The organism is Dietzia sp. IBK-p2-15D (assembly GCF_057773105.1).
Window position 1 is genome coordinate 1 of sequence record NZ_JBYMTK010000013.1, and the last position, 17,674, is coordinate 17,674.

Here is a 17,674-nt window from a genome sequence, read left to right on the forward strand (position 1 = left end):
CGGGCGGCGGTGAGTGTCGGCCCGGTCATGCGGTACTCGATCCGATCGATGTCGCGGCCGGGTACGTGGTGTCGGCGATGGCGATCTCGACGGGCCGGGCCGAACGGATGATCACCTTCGCCCTCGACCTGCACCTGCGGTATCCGGCGATCCTGTCCGCGATGGCGCAGGGGCGGCTGGATCTGCAGGCCGCGAAGATACTGGCCTCGCAGATGGCCACCGTCCACGTCGACGGGCTCGAGGCGGTGCAGCGCCAGGTCGTCGAGGAATACCTCGCCGCGATCGAGGGCGGGGTGCGCATGGGCGAGAAAGCCATCCGCAGCAACGTCGATGCGATCATCGCCCGCTACGACGCGAACGGGATCCGCCTGCGCCGCCAGGAAGCCGCCCGCACCCGCGGGGTGCGGTTCCACAAGGGCGTCGACGGCATGTCCAGCGTCTCGGCGATCCTGGCCACCGAGGAAGCCGCCGTCCTGGCCGAGGCCCTCGACCACCGCGTGAAAGACCACAAGTACGCCGACGCCCAAGCCGCCGCCAACACCCAAGCCGACACCGCCAACGCCGACACCGCCAACGCGGGCGATCGCGCGGCCGCTGGCGAGGTCGAGGACTACTCGATCGCCGAGCGGCGCGCCGACGCCCTGATGTCCCTGGTGTGCGGCGACGCCGGCCTAGCCGGCACCCCTGCTCGCCCCGGCCGGTCGGGCGCGCCTGGTGCCGGGGTGGCGTTGCGGCCGAAGGTCACCGTCATCGCCACCGGCAACCACGCCCGCGACGCCGGCGGCGCCCGGGTGGAGTTCGCCCGCACCGGCCAGGCCGCTCTGCAGGCCCTGCTGGACATGCTCGCCACCTCCGACGGGGCCACCTTCGCGCCCATCGACCCGCGGATCGGGGCCGCCGATGACGCCCGGGCCGCCCTGCAGTACCGGCCCGGTGCCCAGTTGGCCCGCCGGATCCGGCTGCGCGATGGCACCTGTCGCCACCCCGGCTGTGCGATCCCGGCCGAGGCCTGTGATCTGGATCATGTGGTGCCGTTTGATCACGCCGACCCCCGTCGGGGCGGGCACACCGTCGAGGCCAATCTGGCCGCGATGTGCCGGCGGCATCACCGGTTCAAGACCTTCTCGGACTGGATCTACGACCTGCAGCCCGACGGCACCCTGACCGTGCGCACCCCGGACGGTTCGACCATGCTCACCCGACCCTCCGGCCCACTGGCCGAGTACCGGCGCGAACAGGCCCACGCCGAAACCGAGGCGTGGACCCGGCAACAACGTCGCAGCCCCGGGCCCACCGGTGACGAGAAGGCCGACGCCGAGCCGACGTTCTGGTCCCGCCGCGCCTCCCGCCACCGCACCGAACGCCGCAACGCCGAACGCGCCCGCACCTTTGACCCCACCCCACCCGCGCCCGGCACAGGCACGGACGCCGCCAGCTCCAGCACCGGCGCGGCCACCGACACCACGCCCGAGAAAGCCGCCCCCGCCAGCGCCACCCCCGAGAGCGCCAGCCGCTGGTGGGCCCGCAACAAACCCCACCACAGCGACATCGAAAAAGGCATCCGCGCCCTACTCCACGAACGCCTCGACGAACTCATCGACCCACCACCCTTCTGACACCACGAGGGCCGCACCGAGTGAACCGAACGTCCTGTGGGCACGGATTTCCCCCGCTCCGTGCGGGTCTTGGGGGATGGTGATGAGATGAGCGCGATCCCCGCCAACCCGTCTGACGGTTCACTGGCCGACGTCATGCCGTCAGTTGCTGCGGCCCTGGGGCTTGACCTTCGCAACCCCCTGCACCTACCGCCGGCTCGGGATGCAGTACTCGTACTCATCGACGGGCTTGGTGCGGAGCTCATCCGCCAGCACGCCGAGGAGGCCCCCACCCTCGCCGCGATGACCAGCCGCATGATTTGCGCAGGTTTTCCCTCGACAACTGCGACCAGCCTGACCAGCCTCGCGGTGGGTGCTCCGTGTTCCAAACACGGCATCGTGGGATACAGCTTCCGGATCTCCGGCGAGTCCGGCGGTCCGCCAGCGTCGTTCAATCCATTGCGGTGGACGGTCGAATCGTCGAGCGGCCCCTCGGCGATGGATCGCTTCCCGCCCCGACAGGTTCAACAACAGCCGAGTGTTCTAGAGCTGCTTGCCGCTGACGGGGTCGATGTCACCTACGTCATGCGAGAGGATTTCCGCGAGTCGGGACTGACCCGCGCAGCGTTCCGGGCGGGGGGCGACTATCGGGCGGCGAGCACCCTTGACGAAGTCCGCCAGGGAATACTCGACACCTTCAGTCAGCCGTCTCGCGCTCGACGGTTCGCTTACGCCTACTTTGGCGACCTCGATCTCATCGGCCATGTCCACGGGCCGGGGTCTCCCGAGTGGCTGCAGTCCCTGCGCGCAGTGGACAGGTGCGTCGCGGACCTCGCCACTGACCTGCCCCGCGATTGCAGGCTCATCTTGACGGCAGACCACGGGATGGTCACTGCTGAAACCGTTGTCGACATAGACGCGACGCCGACGCTGCTCGCCGACGTCGAGACCGTTGCCGGTGAGCCCCGAGTGCGTCACGTCTACGCGCGACCGGGATCGGCCGACGATGTCCTGGACACGTGGCGATCAGAGTTGGCCGGGCGAGCCCGGGTGATCAGTCGTGAGCAGGCACTCGACGAGCACCTCTTCGGACCCGACCGAGACCACGCCGATCGTCTGGGCGACGTCATCGGCATCGCCGCCGGAGGGGTGATTCTCGCGCGTACACAGCTCGAGAAGATGGAGTCATCCCTGCTCGGCCACCACGGGGCCAACACCACTGATGAACAACACATTCCGCTGCTCATTCGTTGACCCCGTCCCCGAGCCGGCCGACCTCCGGGTCAGCAGGTGACGAGTTCGGTCGGGTCGCTCGTGGTGTCCAGCCACCGGCCGTACGCGGGCGGACCCGCCGCTCGCACATCGCTGCACAGTTCCCCACGCGTGTACCCCGACGGCCGGTAGACCGCGTAGATGACATTGCCGTTCTCATCGCGAGAACGCAGGGACGGGCACGCCATGTCGGTACGGAGGTAGGACGCCCCCGGGTGCCTCGACAGCGCGGAAGAGATCTCCTCCGAGTAGGCCCCCGGCGTGACAGCCGAATACAGGACCACGATTCCCCGGCCATCGCAGGCCGGCCTCGACATCGGTGTGGCCAGGCCCAGATCCCCCGCCGCGCCCTCAGATCGCGGGCACTCGTTCAGGAACGCGGCCAGTTCGGCGGGCATCCCGTCACCCTCCGCATCATCCGAGCAGATCCCCGAAGGAATGCCGGTATAGCGACTCCAGGTTCCGTCGGCGCGACCGAGGATGTACTGCGTGTCCCCGGCCGGTTCGCCGGCCGGAACGTCCACATGAGCGAGAGCCCAGTCGCCCAGGCACCGATCGATGTTCACATCCCGGCGGGTGATACCCGCTTCTGCCGCGATCTCGTCCGGGTCGCACGGCCCCACCCCCGCCACTCCTGCGCGCGTGCCGTTCCCTGTCGAGGCCGAGGGGGCGCCCTGCCTCGTCGTCCACGCTTCGGAGGGGGTCGTCGTGGGTGCGAAAGCCGCGCCCGGCTGGTCGTCGTCGGACGCGAGCAGGTACCCGACAGTGCCTGCGAGGGCGATCAGCAACACGACGATGAGCGCGCCGAGCGCCCAGACCACCGGAGAGCGACGCGCATCCTGCGGAGGCTCTCCGTACGAGGCGTGCCCCCACCCCTCGTTACCCCAGCCGGGTCCGTTGGGCGGACTACTCATGGTCACCACCAGCGACGGGGTCGGGTAACCGACCGATCCGATCTGAATGACGATCACTTTATCCGGTATCGCGAAGCGAGAGCCCCGGTTCGCCGACGGTCTCCCGAACGCGATGATGTCCCGACCACACTGCGCTGTCCTGAGCGTCCTGCGACCCGCGGCCCCCGGTTACCGGATGCGGACGCTGCCCTCCGTTACTACCGTCGGAGGCATGCGTGAACGCGCATGGCACGACCAGAGAGGAGCCCCGCACATGAAGGCAGTCACCTGGCACGGCAAGCGCGACGTCCGCGTCGAGGACGTTCCTGATCCGAAGATCCAGGAGCCCACCGACGCGATCGTCAAGATCACGAGCACCAACATCTGCGGATCGGATCTACACCTGTACGAGGTGCTGGGTCCTTTCATGAACGAGGGCGACATCCTCGGCCACGAGCCCATGGGAATCGTCGAGGAGGTCGGCGCCGAGGTTACCGGGCTCAAGCCCGGGGACCGCGTGGTGATGCCCTTCCAGATCTCCTGCGGCCACTGCTACATGTGCGACAAGGGCCTGAACACCCAGTGTGAGACCACCCAGGTCCGAGACCAGGGTATGGGCGCCGCGCTGTTCGGCTATTCGGAGTTGTACGGCAGCGTCTCCGGCGGCCAGGCCGAGTACCTGCGCGTGCCGCAGGCCCAGAACACCCACATCAAGGTGCCGCACGAGCACTCCGATGACCGCTACCTCTACCTGTCCGACGTCCTTCCCACCGCGTGGCAGGCCGTCGAGTACGCCGAGATCCCCGACGGCGGCACGGTCGTCGTACTGGGCCTCGGGCCCATCGGGGACATGGCCGCGCGGATCGCCGCCCACCGTGGTCACCGTGTGATCGGCGTGGACCCGGTGGCCGAGCGCCGGGCCCGTCAGGCCCACCGGGGGGTGGAGGTCCTCGATCCGACCGACGTTCCCGGCGAGATCGGCGATGCGATCCGCGACATGACCGACGGCCGCGGGCCCGATTCCGTGATCGACGCGGTGGGGATGGAGGCGCATGGCTCGCCGATCGCCAGCGCTGCGCACGCCGCCGTCGGTCTGATGCCGAAGTTCTTCGGCAAGAAGATGATGGAGCACGCCGGGGTGGACCGCCTCGGGGCGTTCTACGGGGCGATCGACATCGTGCGCCGCGGTGGGGCCATCTCGCTCTCGGGCGTGTACGGAGGCACCGCCGATCCCATTCCGATGCTGACGTTGTTCGACAAGCAGATCACCCTGAAGATGGGCCAGGCCAACGTCAAGCGCTGGGTTCCGGAGATCATGCCGCTGCTCACCGACGACGATCCGCTGGGCGTCGACGACTTCGCCACCCACCGGCTCCCGCTGGCCGATGCGCCCCGCGCGTACGAGATGTTCCAGAAGAAGGAGGACGGCGCCGTGAAGGTGGTCCTCGAGCCGTGACGGAACTCGCCGGACTCCTCCTGGTCCGCCACGGTCAGAGCGTGGGCAATGTCGCCAACGACAACGCCCGTGCCGCCGGCGCCCATCGTCTCGAACTGGACCACCGTGATGCCGACACCCCGCTGTCGGAGTCGGGAGTGGGACAGGCTCGGGCAGTGGGCGCCTGGCTCGGCGGATTGCCCGAGGACGCCCGGCCGACGGTGTGGCTGACCTCGCCCTATCGCCGTGCGGCGGACACGGCCACGGCTGCGCTCGAGGCGGCCGGCGGCAGCGCGTCGGGCGGTCGGGCAGGTGGCACCAGGCTGCTCACCGACGAGCGACTTCGGGAGCGCGACCTGGGGATCCTCGACGGGTTCACCGGCCGGGGCATCCGGCAGCGGTACCCGGAGGAGGCCGAGCGACGGGACCGGATCGGCAAGTTCTACTACCGCCCGCCGGGTGGTGAGAGCTGGACCGACGTGTTGCTGCGCGTGCGGTACCTGCTGACGGACCTCCGGCAGCAGTACGCGGGCGAGCGGGTCTGCGTCTTCAGCCACCAGGCCGTGATCATGTGTTTCCGGGTTGCCTTGGAGCAGTTGGCCGAAGAGGAGGTCCTCCGGGTCGACCGCGAGGACCCGCTGCCCAACTGCTCGGTGACGATCTATCGCCAGCGGCAGCTCGCACCGAGGCAGCACCGCCCGGGGCGGCACGAATCGGTGGGGCACCACCCCGGCAGCGCGGGGCTCGAGCTGCATAGCTATGCCGACACGACGGCCGTGGAGCGCGGCCATGCGCCCACCACGCGGGAGTCGCCTTCAGGGAACGAGGAGGCGGCGAGATGAGCGGCGAGGTGAGCAGCGAGTCGGTCCTCACGCACCATGCGCTGCGGGACTGGGCGCTCCCCTCCCCCGGTGGTGGAAAGGAGGGCCGCGGGCGGGTGCTGGTCGTCGGTGGCAGCAGGTCCACCCCGGGCGCTGTGCTGCTGGCCGCCGAGGCGACGCTGCGGTGCGGGGCCGGCAAACTACAGATCGCGACCGCCGGGTCGGTGTCGTCGTCGCTGGCGATCCACATCCCCGAGTCGAAATCGATCGGTCTGCCCGAGGACGACGCCGGTGAACTCACCGCCGCTGGGGCGGACACGATCGTCGAGCTCGCCGAGGGGTGTGACGCCGTGGTGCTCGGCCCCGGGATCTGCGAGAAGGTCGCAGCGGTGGACTTGCTCTCGGACGTCGTGCCCCGGCTGGACACCACCCTCGTGCTGGACGCACTGGGGATGGCCTACGTCACCGAGAACCCCGGCGGGCTCGCCCACCTCGATGGTCGCGCGGTCCTCAGCCCCAACCCCAAGGAACTCGCCCGGACCCTCGACGTGCCGGAGGAGGACGTGGAGGCCGATACCCCTGGACACGCCGTAGCGCTTGCTGAGCGCGCCGGGGCCGTGGTGGTGACCGGCACCGCGACCTCGTGGATCGCCGCCCCGGACGGCCGACTCTGGCGGGACGAGTCCGGTTCGTTCGGGCTCGGGGTCTCGGGGTCGGGCGACGTCAAGGCCGGACTCATCGGCGGGCTGCTCGCCCGGGGCGCCGAACCCGCCCAGGCCGCCGCGTGGGCGACCCACAGCCACGGGCGGGCAGGGGAACGGTTGTCCGCCAGGATCGGTGCGACCGGTTTCCTCGCGCGCGAACTACTGGCCGAGATCCCCGGCGTCCTGGTGGAACTCTCGTCCTGAACTGCTCCACGCGGAGGGGGAATCGTGCAGGTCCGAAGCCATCCCGTCGTGCGGTGTCCGTCCCGCAGCCCGGGGTCGACGACCGCCCGCAGCGTCGTCGCCGTTGTCCTCACCTCCGCCGTCACCACCCTCGCGGCCGCCTGCGGCGGACCTGTACCCAAGGACACCGACGGCAGCCTCGCGCGCATCACAGATGGCGTGCTCCGGGTGGGCGTGTCGGAGAACCCACCGTGGACCGAGGTGTACGACGACGGCCGCGTCGCCGGTCGGGAGGTCGACCTCGTCACCGGCTTCGCCGAAGCCCACGCCGCGGACGTCGAGTGGACGCCGGGCGCGGAGAGCGAACTGACAATGGCGATGGTCCGCGGTGACCTCGATGTGGTCGTGGGTGGGCTGACCTCCGACTCGCCGTGGGAAAAGGAGGTCGCGCTGACGAGTCCGTACACCGAGGAGGTCACCCCGGACGGGGACACCGAGAAGATGGTGATGGCCACTCCGCTCGGGGAGAACGCGCTGCTGGTTGCGTTGGAGACCTACCTCGCTGAGGCCGGGGGTGCATCGTGAGTGACGAGAGGGCCGGGGGCCGAGGCGGGCGGGCGGTCGCAGGCGGGGCCTCGGGGCTCGGTCGCGACGACCTGCCCGATGATCAGCGGGCAGCGCTGCGCCGGGCGATCCGCCCGGAGTGGGCGACCCTCGCGGTGATGAGCGTGACCGTCGCCGCGGTGTACGCGGTGTCGGGTCAGTCGCAGGCGATGAAGGCCGCGTGGATCGAGGACTCGCTGTCGCTGCTCCCGCCGATCGCTTTCCTCGTGGCGATCCGGGTCTCCCGCATGCCGCCGACCGCCCGCTTCCCCTACGGTAGGCACCGCTCCGTCGGGATCGGGCACCTCGTCGCGGGGGTGGCGTTGCTCGCGATGGGGGCGTTCCTCGTCGTCGACTCCGGAACGTCTCTGCTGACCCGTGAACGCCCACCGATGGGCGTCGTGGTGATCGGCGGGCAGGTGATCTGGTCCGGGTGGCTGATGATCGCGGTGATGGCGTTGTCCGTCGTCGGGCCGCTCATCCTCGGTCGCATGAAGACCGGTCCCGCCGAGGCGCTGCACGACAAGGTGCTCTACGCCGACGCCGACATGAACCGCGCCGACTGGAAGACCGGACTGGCCACCATCGTCGGTGTGCTGGGCATCTCGCTCGGCCTGTGGTGGGCGGACGCGGTGGCGGCGCTCGTGGTGAGTGCGTCGATCGTCCGGGACGGGTGGTCAAACCTGCGCGGGGCGATCGAGGGACTCGCCGATGCGCGACCCACCCGGTTCGACGGCACGGACCCGCACCCGCTCGTGTACCGGATCGACGAGCTGCTGGCGGGCGTCGACTGGGCAGACGACCACGGCGCGCGGGTACGCGACGAGGGGCACGTCTTCCACGTGGAGGCGTTCCTCGTCCCGGCCCACGGCCGGGAGATCACCGTCGAGCGGCTCGCGGACGTGCGCCGGAGTCTGGCGGAGCTGAGCTGGAAGATCGAGGACGTGGTGGTGACGGTGGTATCGGAGGTACACGACGCCCACCGGCCCTGCTGACCGGCTGCACGTCGTCGCCCGGGCTGGCAGGCTCGGGGCATGACCTCACTCGAGAACATCCGAACCGCCATCGACACCGCGACCGAGCCCGAGACGCCGGCGCTGGAGCGTGCCCGCATGATCATCGTGGACAAGCTCGGCGAGCGGGACAGTCTGGCGCTCGACGAGCTCGTCGAATCCGTCTGCGAGGCGTACGAGGCGCCGTCGGGCGAGCCGCTGCGGCTGGTCGACGTGGACCCGTCCGCGCCCGACTCCGACACCCCGGCCCTGCGGAACCTGCGCTACGCCCGCGCCGCGCGCACGGCCATCATCGACCTGCTGGACGAGGGGGCGATCGTGACCGTCGATCCCCTGCCCGGCGACGGCGAGATGGTCCGCGCCACCGGCGAGGGGGACCCTGCCGGAGGCGGGCCGGGAGATGGCACTGCGGGAGATGGCACTGCGGGAGATGGCACTGCGGGAGATGGCACTGCGGGACGTACCGGAAGAGACTTCGACGACGACGAGGTCATCGCCGCCAAGGAGACCACCGGCGCGGCGGCCGCGAAGGCGGGAGCCGAGGAGATCGTCCTCGCGACGGGCCCGCAACCCGAGGGAAGGCGATTCGCGCTCGCGGGCCGCTGACCCCCGGCCGGCGGGGTCGGGGCGCGACAGGGCCGACTACAGGGTGAGCGTCTCGTCCGGGTGGTCGGTGTCCTTGAGCGGCTTCTGGGCCCCGCCGGACAGGGTGGTCTCACCGATCCGGGCCTCCCGGTAGCGCTCCGCCTGGGCCTGCGTGATGGGCTCGCGGGCGCCGTCCTTGGCGTAGCAGACGGGCAGCCAGGCGCCCTCGTTGTCCAGGCGGGCGACGATGCGCTGCCGGAGCCGGAACGGCTGGATCGAGTCGGACCAGGCGACCAAGAGGTCGAGGTTCGCGCCGCGGGCGTCGGGCGTCGAGTCGGTGCTGCAGAAGTGCTGGACGCTGCGCCACACCGCGAACTGCGCGCCGGTCACCGCGAGCGGATCGACGGTCGGGGCCTTGGCGGCGCGGGCGGACCGAGTCGGCCGGGTGCTCCTGGCGGGTGCGGGCGGAGGCGGCGGCGAGGTGTTCTCCCCGGCCTCCACGCGGCGGCGGGCTTCCTCCATCCGCTGCAATCGTCGTTCCGATGCCGCGCTCTTCTCGCCTGAGTCCCAGAACCCCGTCATGGTCCTCGACTTTACGCGGACAGCGGCCCGTCGCCCGAGCCCGAAGGCGGCGGTGGGGCGGACCTCACATGTCCAGCCCCAGATCGAGCACCGCGACGGAGTGGGTCAGGCCCCCCACGGCCAGGAACTCCACCCCGCAGCGGGCGTAGTCGGCGGCCGCGTCGAGGGTCAGCCCGCCGCTGGACTCCAGGCGGGTGCCCGGTGCGACCGTGTCGCGGCGCTGGACCGCGATCTGGGTCTGCCAGACGGGGAAGTTGTCCAGCAGGACCAGGTCCACGCCCGCGTCCAACATCTGGTCGAGCTGCTCCAGGGAGTCCACCTCGACCTCGCAGGGCAGGTCGGGGAAGCGCTCGCGGACCGCGGCCAACGCCGGGAGCACCCCGCCGGCGGCCACCACGTGGTTGTCCTTGACCAGCACCGCGTCGCCGAGGCCCAGTCGGTGGTTGACCCCGCCGCCGCAGCGCACCGCGTACTTCTGCAGCAGTCGCATGCCGGGCATGGTCTTGCGGGTGTCGCGGACGGCGCAGTCCGTGCCGGCGAGCTCGTCGGCCCACGCCCGGGTCGCGGTCGCCACCCCCGACAAGTGGCAGACGAGGTTGAGCAGGGTCCGCTCGGCGGTGAGCAGACCGAGTGTCGGGGCGCTGATCTCGGCCACCACGTCGCCGGCCGAGACGCGGTCGCCGTCGCGGGCGAGAAGGGCCACCGAGAAGTCCGCCCGCCCCGGCTCGGCCCGGCCGAGCACCTCGGCCAGGACCATGTCGATCAGCGGCAATCCGGCCACGACGCCGTCGGATCGGGTCGCGAGGCGGGCCGTGGCACGGGCGTCCGCGGGCACCGTCGCCAGCGACGTGGCATCCGGGCCGTATCGCAGGTCCTCCTCGAGGGCACGACGGACCGCGATCAGGGCGTCCGCACGGGTGTCCGGATCGAAGAGCTCGTCGTCGTCGACCCCGGGTGCAGCCCCGCTCACTCCCCCGACCCCGGGTTGCCGATGGCGATCATCCGCTCGACGGACCCGCGCGCGGCCTCGGCCGTCGCGGGATCGACGTGCACCTCGTCGGCACCCTCGACGAGGGCACGCAGCAGCGCGGACGGGGTGATCATCTTCATGTACGGGCAGCTGGCCTGGTCGTTGACCGGCAGGAAGTCGATCTCCGGCGCGGCCTTGCGCAGCTGATGGATCATCCCGATCTCGGTGGCCACGAGGACCTCGCTGGCACCCGAGGCGCGGGCGGCGTCGACCATCCCGCCGGTGGACAGGATCTTGACCTGATCGGCGGGGACCGCACCCTCGGTGGCCAGGTGCAGGGCGCTCGTCGCGCAGCCGCACTCGGGGTGGACGAACAGCTCGGCGCCCGGGTGGGCCTCCGACTTGGCCGTGAGCTGGTCGCCGTTGATCGCCGCGTGGACGTGGCACTCGCCCGCCCACACGAGAACGTTCTCGCGGCCCGTCTTGCGCCGGACGTGCGCACCGAGGAACTGGTCGGGAAGGAACAGCACCTCGCGGTCCGGGTCGATCGACTCGACCACCTCCACCGCGTTGGAGCTCGTGCAGCAGATGTCGGTGAGGGCCTTCACCGCGGCGGTCGTGTTGACGTAGGAGACCACCACGGCGTCCGGGTGCTCGGACTTCCACTCCGCCAACTGCTCGGCGGTGATGGAATCGGCCAGTGAGCAGCCCGCGGCCTCGTCGGGGATGAGGACGGTCTTGTCCGGGGAGAGGATCTTGGCGGTCTCCGCCATGAAGTGGACGCCGCAGAAGATGATGGTCGACTGCTCGGCCTCCGCGGCGATGCGCGACAGGGCCAGGGAGTCCCCCACGTGGTGGGCGATGTCCTGGATGGCGGGGACCTCGTAGTTGTGGGCGAGGATCACCGCGTCGCGCTCGGCGGCGAGACGGCGGATCTCGGCGGCCCACTCCGCGTCGGGCTCGACACCCGTGTACACCGAGCCGTCATGGCGGATCCTCGCGGCCAGGGGCGAATCGAGCCGCCCGACGGTGGTGTCCGGCCGCGGCGCGACCGTGGTGCCGTGTCCTGTGGCAGTGCTCATCGCTGCCCCCTCCCGGGTCGTTTCTCCGGGCCGATACGCCACCGGCCCCGTTTTCGACTTACAATCGAAAACATGATGCAGTGTAACACCGGTCACGAGGTGCTCGTCGTGGTGACCCAGGTCCGGCCGACCCCCGGCTCCACCGCACCGGCGCTCCACGTGATGCTGTGGCAGCACTCGCTCGGGCCGGCCGCCGGCCGGTGGGCGCTACCCGGCGGTGAGGTCCGCGACGACGAGGACCTGCCCGCCTCCGCCACCCGGCAGCTCGCCGAGAAGGTCGACGTGCGCTCGCTCAGCCACCTGGAATCGGTCGCGGAATTCTCGGACCCCGCCCGCATACCCGGCCGGCGCGTGTTCGCCTCCGGATTCCTCGGTGTCCTGCCCAGCGATGCGGATCCCGCCATCCCCGACGACACCGCCTGGTTCCGGGTCGACCATCTCCCCGACACCGTCTACGACCACGCCGAGATCGTCGCCCGCGCCCGCGCACGCCTCGCCGCCAAGCTCTCGTACTCCACCCTGGGGTTCGCCCTGGCGCCTATGGAGTTCACGCTGTCGCACCTCGCGCAGCTCTACGGCGCCGCCCTCGGCCACCCGGTGGACCCGACCAACCTCCAGCGCGTCCTGACCCGCCGCGGTGAGCTCGTGCGGTGCGGACGCAGCGCTCCCCCCGGGCCCACGGGCGGCCGGCCGGCGGCGCTGTACACGTTCGCCGAACGGCGCCTCCGGATCACCGACCAGTTCGCTACGCTGCGGCCGCCGGCGGGGGTGGGCTGACGGGGGCCTCGGGGTCTGCGAGGTACGCCAGCACCGCCACCGTGAACGCCGCGATCATCACCCCGAACACCACCCAGTCGAGCCCCGGCGGGAACCAGTCCCATGACGGGCCGGACGTGCCGAAGACCATGCGGTCGAAGAACAGACTCCCGACCGCCGGAGCCTGCCGGACCACCTCGCCGTAGGGGACGTCATCCGGGGGCGCCGCGACCACGTCTGCCAGAGGCGTCGCTGCCGCGGCCGCGATCGCGCAGGCCACACCCGGCAGCAGCACGAGCGCCGGGACGCCACCCGGCCGCCGCAGGTGCGGGTGACGTCGCCACAGGACCATGACCGCACACACGGTCGCGAACCCCGACAGGACGATGAACACGAGCAGCTGACTGCCACCGTCCACCCCCGAGTCCGGTAGCCGGAGACCCCGGCCGTCGCCCACCGACAACAGCTCCGCCCGGGGCGCCGCGACGATCCACAGCAGCAGCGCGACCACGAACGGGCCCACCACGCCGAGCAGGGTCGACGCCCCGAATCGGGCCGCACCGCCGCGGTGCGGGGCCGTGGTCGACGACGGCGGGGACGACGATGTCGACGACGACGGGCTGGTCATGCGCACGGACTGTACCAACGCCGGTGGTGCCGACCCGTTGTGGTGTAATCGGACCCGGCTCCGCCGGTGTACGGCACGGTGCCCGGACGCCGGGCCGGGCCCCCACCGACCCACCGGACGACACGTCAGGAAGTACCCGCCAGTGGCCACCATCTCTCCTCCCGCGCCCGCTGGGCGGCGCCGCGGGAAGATGGCCTACCGACACGACATCGACGGGTTGCGTGGCCTCGCGATCGCGCTGGTGGTGGTCTTCCACATCTGGATGGGCCGGGTCTCCGGCGGCGTGGACGTCTTCCTCACCCTGTCCGGCTTCTTCTTCCTCGGCTCGCTCCTGCGCGGCGCCGGCGACCCCGGCACGCCGCTCTCCCCGCTTCCCCACCTGAAGCGGCTGGTCCGCAGGCTGTATCCGGCGCTGGTGGTGACGATCGCCGCCACGGTGCTGGGCACGGTGCTCATCAAGCCGCCCACCCAATGGTCGACGATCTTCGAGCAGACCGTCGCCTCGCTGCTGTACTACCAGAACTGGGAATTGGCGCTGACCGCGTCCGACTACGCCGCCGCCGACGCGACCATCTCCCCGCTGCAGCACCTGTGGTCCATGTCCGTGCAGGGCCAGTTCTATCTGGTCGCCCTGGCGGTGATCCTGGGCGGGACCGCCCTCTGGCGCCTGATCGTCCGCAGGGGCACCCCGAAGTGGCTTCTCGTGACCATCGTCGCCGCGGGCACCGCCGCCTCGGTGTGGTGGGCCGTCCTCGGACAGGCCGACAACCAGGCGTGGAACTACTACGACACCGGCGCCCGCATGTGGGAACTGCTCATCGGTGGCCTGGTGGCCATCCTGCTGGCCGGAATCGTCCTGCCGTGGCCCCTGCGGCTGCTCACCACCGTCGCCGGACTCTTCCTGGTGGTGAGCACCGGCTTCTTCTTCGACGGCGCCGCCCACTTCCCCGGCCCGCTCGCCTGGTACCCCATCGGCGGCGCCCTGCTCATCATCCTCGGCGGCAACCTCCCGGTCGGGCAGCGCGCCACCCCGGCCAAGGACCCCGTCACCTGGCTCCTGTCCGGAGGGGTGTTCCGGCGGCTCGGCGACATCTCCTATTCGCTGTACCTGTGGCACTGGCCGCTGCTCATCCTGTGGCTGTCCCACAACCGCGAAGCCGAGATCACGCTGGTCTCCGGCCTGACCATCATCGTCGTCTCGCTCGTGCTGGCGCTCCTCACCGAGAAGTACGTCGAGCGCCCGCTCCGCATGGCCAGCCGGGCGCGGGGACGCACCACCCCGGCGGCGGAGGCACGCGACCGGCAGCGGGGCGGCCCGGCCCGTTCGGCCCGTGAGCAGAAGCGATTCGTGGGGGCGAGTGTCGTCGTCGTCGTCGCCGTCGTCGCCAGCCTGGGGACCGTCGGCTGGTGGAGCGCCACCTCCGGCTCCCGTTCGTCCGTCCCGTACGTCGACTCCCTCACCGACCCGGACCACCCCGGAGCGCGGGCGTTCTTCGAGGGCGTCCCCGCACCCGACGACGCCCCCTACGTACCCTCCCTGCTCCAGGTCGGCAACGACCTCCCCGCCAGCACCATGGACGGCTGCATCTCGACCTTCGAGTCGACGGAGGTCGAGATGTGCGTGTACGGCGACGTCACCTCCCCCCGCACCATCGCGCTCACGGGCGGGTCGCACGCCGAACACTGGATCAGCGGCCTCGACGAGGTCGGCCGGCATTACGGCTTCCGGGTGGTCACCGTCCTCAAGATGGGCTGCCCCCTCACGCTCGACGCCTCGGTCTCCGACGGCGACGAACCGCTGTACGAGAGCTGCGCGGAGTGGACCCCGGAGGCACTCGCCGCCCTCGTCGGACTGGATCCCGACTTCGTGTTCACCACGGCCACCCGCCCGGTCGGGGTCGTGGGCCCCGACGTCACGCCGCGCCAATACGTCGACCTGTGGCGCGCGCTCGGCGAGCAGGGCATCGGCGTCATCGCCATCCGCGACACCCCGTGGCTCAACCAGGGACGCGGACCCATCCGCGCCAGCGACTGCCTCGGCGCCGGCGGCACCCCGGAAGAGTGCGGCATGCCGCGGGAGCGCTCCATCTCCCCGATCAACCCCGCCGCGATCGCCGCCGCGGGCCTCGACTCGGTGCGGCTGCTCGACCTCACCGACGGCCTGTGCGACCCCGAGGACTGCCCCGCCGTGGTGGGCAACGTGATCGTCTACCACGACTCCCACCACCTCTCGGGTTCGTGGGTCCGGTCCGCCTCCGGGGAGCTGGCGCGTCAGCTGGGGCCCGCGACCGGCTGGTGGTGATGGGCTCGTGGTGGTGATGGGCTGGTGGTGATGGGGACAGCCTGTGACCCGCCTCCGCCTGCACGGCCACGTCCGGACGGCCCTCAGGCACTACCCTGGGTCGGGTGACCCAAGACGACGAGACGCAGTCCGCCCCGGAGCTCATCCGAGCCTGGCCCGGTACCCCCTACCCGCTGGGGGCCACCTACGACGGCACCGGCACGAACTTCTCCCTGTTCTCAGAGGTCGCCGAGCGCGTGGAGCTCTGTCTGATCGACGACGACGGCGGCGAACAGCGTATCGAGCTCGTCGAGGTCGACTACCACATCTGGCACTGCTACCTGTTCGGCGTGACGCCCGGTCAGCGGTACGGGTTCCGCGTCCACGGTCCGTACGAACCCTCCGACGGGCTGCGGTGTGACGCGTCCAAGCTGCTCATGGACCCGTACGGCAAGGCCTTCGACGGCTCCTTCGACGGGGACCCGAGTTTGCACAGCTACGACCTCGACAACCCGGACGAGCGCAACACCGACGACTCCCTCGGGCACACCATGACCACCGTCGTGATCAACCCGTACTTCGACTGGGGCAACGACCGCGCCCCCGGGCACGAGTACCACAACACGGTGATCTACGAGGCGCACGTCAAGGGCATGACCGCGACGCACCCGGACATCCCCGCCGAGATGCGCGGCACCTACGCGGGGATGGCCCACCCGGCGATCATCGACTACCTCACCGACCTGGGCGTCACCGCGATCGAGCTCATGCCGGTGCACCAGTTCATGCAGGACCAACGACTCATCGACATGGGCCTGCGCAACTACTGGGGCTACAACAGCTTCGGGTTCCTGGCGCCCCACAACGAGTACGCGTTCTCCGACCGGCCCGGCGACGCGGTCAGCGAGTTCAAGGCCATGGTCAAGGCCTTCCACGAAGCCGATATCGAGGTGATCCTCGACGTGGTCTACAACCACACCGCCGAGGGCAACCACATGGGCCCCACCATCGGCTTCCGCGGTATCGACAACCAGGCCTACTACCGGCTGGTCGAGGGCGACGAGCAGCACTACATGGACTACACGGGCACCGGGAACACGCTCAACGTCCGGCACCCGCACTCCCTGCAGCTCATCATGGACTCGCTGCGCTACTGGATCCTCGACATGCACGTCGACGGGTTCCGCTTCGACCTCGCCTCCGCCCTGGCGCGCGGCCTGCACGACGTCGACCGGCTGTCCTCGTTCTTCGACCTCGTCCAGCAGGACCCCATCGTCAGCCAGGTCAAGCTCATCGCCGAACCGTGGGACGTCGGCGAGGGCGGCTACCAGGTGGGCAACTTCCCACCGCTGTGGACCGAGTGGAACGGCCAGTTCCGCGACACGGTGCGCGACTTCTGGCGCGGCGAGCCCGCGACCCTGGGCGAGTTCGCCTCGCGCCTGACAGGGTCCTCGGACCTGTACGAGCACACCGGTCGTCGTCCCAACGCGTCGATCAACTTCGTCACCGCCCACGACGGGTTCACGCTCAACGACCTGGTGAGCTACAACGAGAAGCACAACGACGCCAACGGTGAGGACGGCAACGACGGCGAGAGCCACAACCGCTCCTGGAACTGCGGGGTCGAGGGCCCCACCGACGACCCCGAGATCGTCCAGCTGCGCCACCGCCAGCGGCGCAACCTCCTCACCACGTTGATCCTGTCGCAGGGCACGCCGATGATCGCCCACGGCGACGAGATCGCCCGCACCCAGGGCGGCAACAATAACGTCTACTGCCAGGACAACGAGATCTCCTGGATGGACTGGGACCTGGACGAGGAGAAGCAGGACCTCCTGGATTTCACCCGGAACCTGGTCCAGCTGCGCAAGGACCACCCCGTGTTCCGTCGCCGCCGGTTCTTCGGCTCCCCGCTGCGGGGTGAGGAGGAACCGCAGGACATCGGGTGGTTCACCCCGGAGGGCTCGGAGATGACCAGCAAGGATTGGGACTCCGGGTTCGGAAAGTCCATGGCCGTGTACCTCAACGGTGAGGGGATCCACGAGCCGGACGTGCGGGGTCAGCGGATCGTGGACGATTCGTTCCTCATGCTGTTCAACGCCCACCACGAGCCCATCGAGTTCTCCCTGCTCGGCGCCGACTACGCCGAGAAGTGGGAGGTCGTCCTGGACACCGCCGACCATCTCGAGGAGCGCGCGGATGAGTTGAGCTCGAACGGCACCATCACCGTGGCCGACCGCGGCACGATCGTGCTGCGCAAGGTCAGCTGAG

General features: G+C 70.4%; 16 protein-coding genes. 11 read left to right on the forward strand and 5 right to left on the reverse strand.

The genetic code is table 11. From position 1 onward, the window contains the following. On the forward strand, positions 1-1,616 hold a 1,616-nt coding region (locus tag AC3DEV_RS14875), incomplete at its 5' end, for an HNH endonuclease signature motif containing protein (RefSeq protein ID WP_488372581.1). Between the two features lie 87 nt (positions 1,617-1,703). Continuing rightward, entirely contained in the window at positions 1,704-2,849 is a 1,146-nt protein-coding gene (locus tag AC3DEV_RS14880; RefSeq protein ID WP_363423762.1) for an alkaline phosphatase family protein, read from the forward strand. Positions 2,850-2,878: 29 nt separating this feature from the next. Here the strand turns inward: AC3DEV_RS14880 and AC3DEV_RS14885 are convergent, their stop codons facing one another. Beyond that, the gene (locus AC3DEV_RS14885; protein ID WP_363423759.1) at positions 2,879-3,838 is read right to left on the reverse strand and encodes a hypothetical protein; all 960 of its coding nucleotides are present in this window, start codon (positions 3,836-3,838) and stop codon (positions 2,879-2,881) included. Between the two features lie 196 nt (positions 3,839-4,034). On the opposite strand from AC3DEV_RS14885, the gene AC3DEV_RS14890 reads away from it, so the two are divergent. From AC3DEV_RS14890 to AC3DEV_RS14915, 6 genes are read left to right on the forward strand one after another with little or no spacing between them, the layout of a single operon-like run. Beyond that, a complete protein-coding gene (locus AC3DEV_RS14890; protein ID WP_268091977.1) occupies positions 4,035-5,216 on the forward strand; it encodes a zinc-dependent alcohol dehydrogenase in 1,182 nt (393 codons plus the stop codon). Then, positions 5,213-6,037, forward strand: coding sequence for a histidine phosphatase family protein (locus AC3DEV_RS14895; RefSeq protein WP_440221319.1), 825 nt, complete (start codon positions 5,213-5,215; stop codon positions 6,035-6,037). The genes AC3DEV_RS14890 and AC3DEV_RS14895 overlap by 4 nt, the downstream gene beginning before the upstream one ends. After that, complete coding sequence (locus AC3DEV_RS14900; protein ID WP_488372582.1) at positions 6,034-6,924, forward strand: NAD(P)H-hydrate dehydratase; 891 nt, start codon at positions 6,034-6,036, stop codon at positions 6,922-6,924. The genes AC3DEV_RS14895 and AC3DEV_RS14900 overlap by 4 nt, the downstream gene beginning before the upstream one ends. Before the next feature lie 24 nt (positions 6,925-6,948). Further along, positions 6,949-7,488 (forward strand): transporter substrate-binding domain-containing protein, encoded by a 540-nt coding sequence (locus AC3DEV_RS14905; RefSeq protein ID WP_488372583.1) that lies wholly within the window; start codon positions 6,949-6,951, stop codon positions 7,486-7,488. After that, positions 7,485-8,501, forward strand: a complete 1,017-nt coding sequence (locus AC3DEV_RS14910) for a cation diffusion facilitator family transporter (RefSeq protein ID WP_488372584.1) — start codon at positions 7,485-7,487, stop codon at positions 8,499-8,501. Before AC3DEV_RS14905 ends, AC3DEV_RS14910 begins: the two co-directional genes overlap by 4 nt. 39 nt (positions 8,502-8,540) lie before the next feature. After that, positions 8,541-9,125 (forward strand): hypothetical protein, encoded by a 585-nt coding sequence (locus tag AC3DEV_RS14915; RefSeq protein WP_488372585.1) that lies wholly within the window; start codon positions 8,541-8,543, stop codon positions 9,123-9,125. Positions 9,126-9,161: 36 nt separating this feature from the next. Here AC3DEV_RS14915 and AC3DEV_RS14920 read toward each other — a convergent pair whose 3' ends face one another. From AC3DEV_RS14920 to nadA, 3 genes are all read right to left on the reverse strand, one after another. Next, entirely contained in the window at positions 9,162-9,686 is a 525-nt protein-coding gene (locus AC3DEV_RS14920) for a hypothetical protein (protein ID WP_488372586.1), read from the reverse strand. A 64-nt stretch (positions 9,687-9,750) separates the two neighbouring features. Continuing rightward, positions 9,751-10,656 (reverse strand): carboxylating nicotinate-nucleotide diphosphorylase, encoded by a 906-nt coding sequence (gene nadC / locus AC3DEV_RS14925; RefSeq protein ID WP_488372587.1) that lies wholly within the window; start codon positions 10,654-10,656, stop codon positions 9,751-9,753. Continuing rightward, positions 10,653-11,738 (reverse strand): quinolinate synthase NadA, encoded by a 1,086-nt coding sequence (gene nadA / locus AC3DEV_RS14930; RefSeq protein WP_396467259.1) that lies wholly within the window; start codon positions 11,736-11,738, stop codon positions 10,653-10,655. Before nadA ends, nadC begins: the two co-directional genes overlap by 4 nt. 72 nt (positions 11,739-11,810) lie before the next feature. Between nadA and AC3DEV_RS14935 the strand changes: the two genes are divergently transcribed. Further along, positions 11,811-12,515: an NUDIX hydrolase gene (locus AC3DEV_RS14935; protein ID WP_067713842.1), complete on the forward strand. Its 705-nt coding sequence runs from the start codon at positions 11,811-11,813 to the stop codon at positions 12,513-12,515. Here AC3DEV_RS14935 and AC3DEV_RS14940 read toward each other — a convergent pair. Continuing rightward, complete coding sequence (locus tag AC3DEV_RS14940; protein ID WP_488372588.1) at positions 12,484-13,122, reverse strand: hypothetical protein; 639 nt, start codon at positions 13,120-13,122, stop codon at positions 12,484-12,486. The two genes, AC3DEV_RS14935 and AC3DEV_RS14940, sit on opposite strands and share 32 nt — an antisense overlap. Positions 13,123-13,312: 190 nt before the next feature. Between AC3DEV_RS14940 and AC3DEV_RS14945 the strand changes: the two genes are divergently transcribed. Together AC3DEV_RS14945 and glgX are read left to right on the forward strand one after the other, a co-directional pair. Continuing rightward, positions 13,313-15,424 carry an acyltransferase family protein gene (locus AC3DEV_RS14945; RefSeq protein WP_488372589.1) on the forward strand — a complete coding sequence of 704 codons (2,112 nt, stop codon included), beginning with the start codon at positions 13,313-13,315 and terminating at the stop codon, positions 15,422-15,424. Between the two features lie 104 nt (positions 15,425-15,528). Then, positions 15,529-17,673, forward strand: coding sequence for a glycogen debranching protein GlgX (glgX, locus tag AC3DEV_RS14950; protein ID WP_488372590.1), 2,145 nt, complete (start codon positions 15,529-15,531; stop codon positions 17,671-17,673). The last annotated feature ends 1 nt before the right edge of the window (position 17,674 follow it).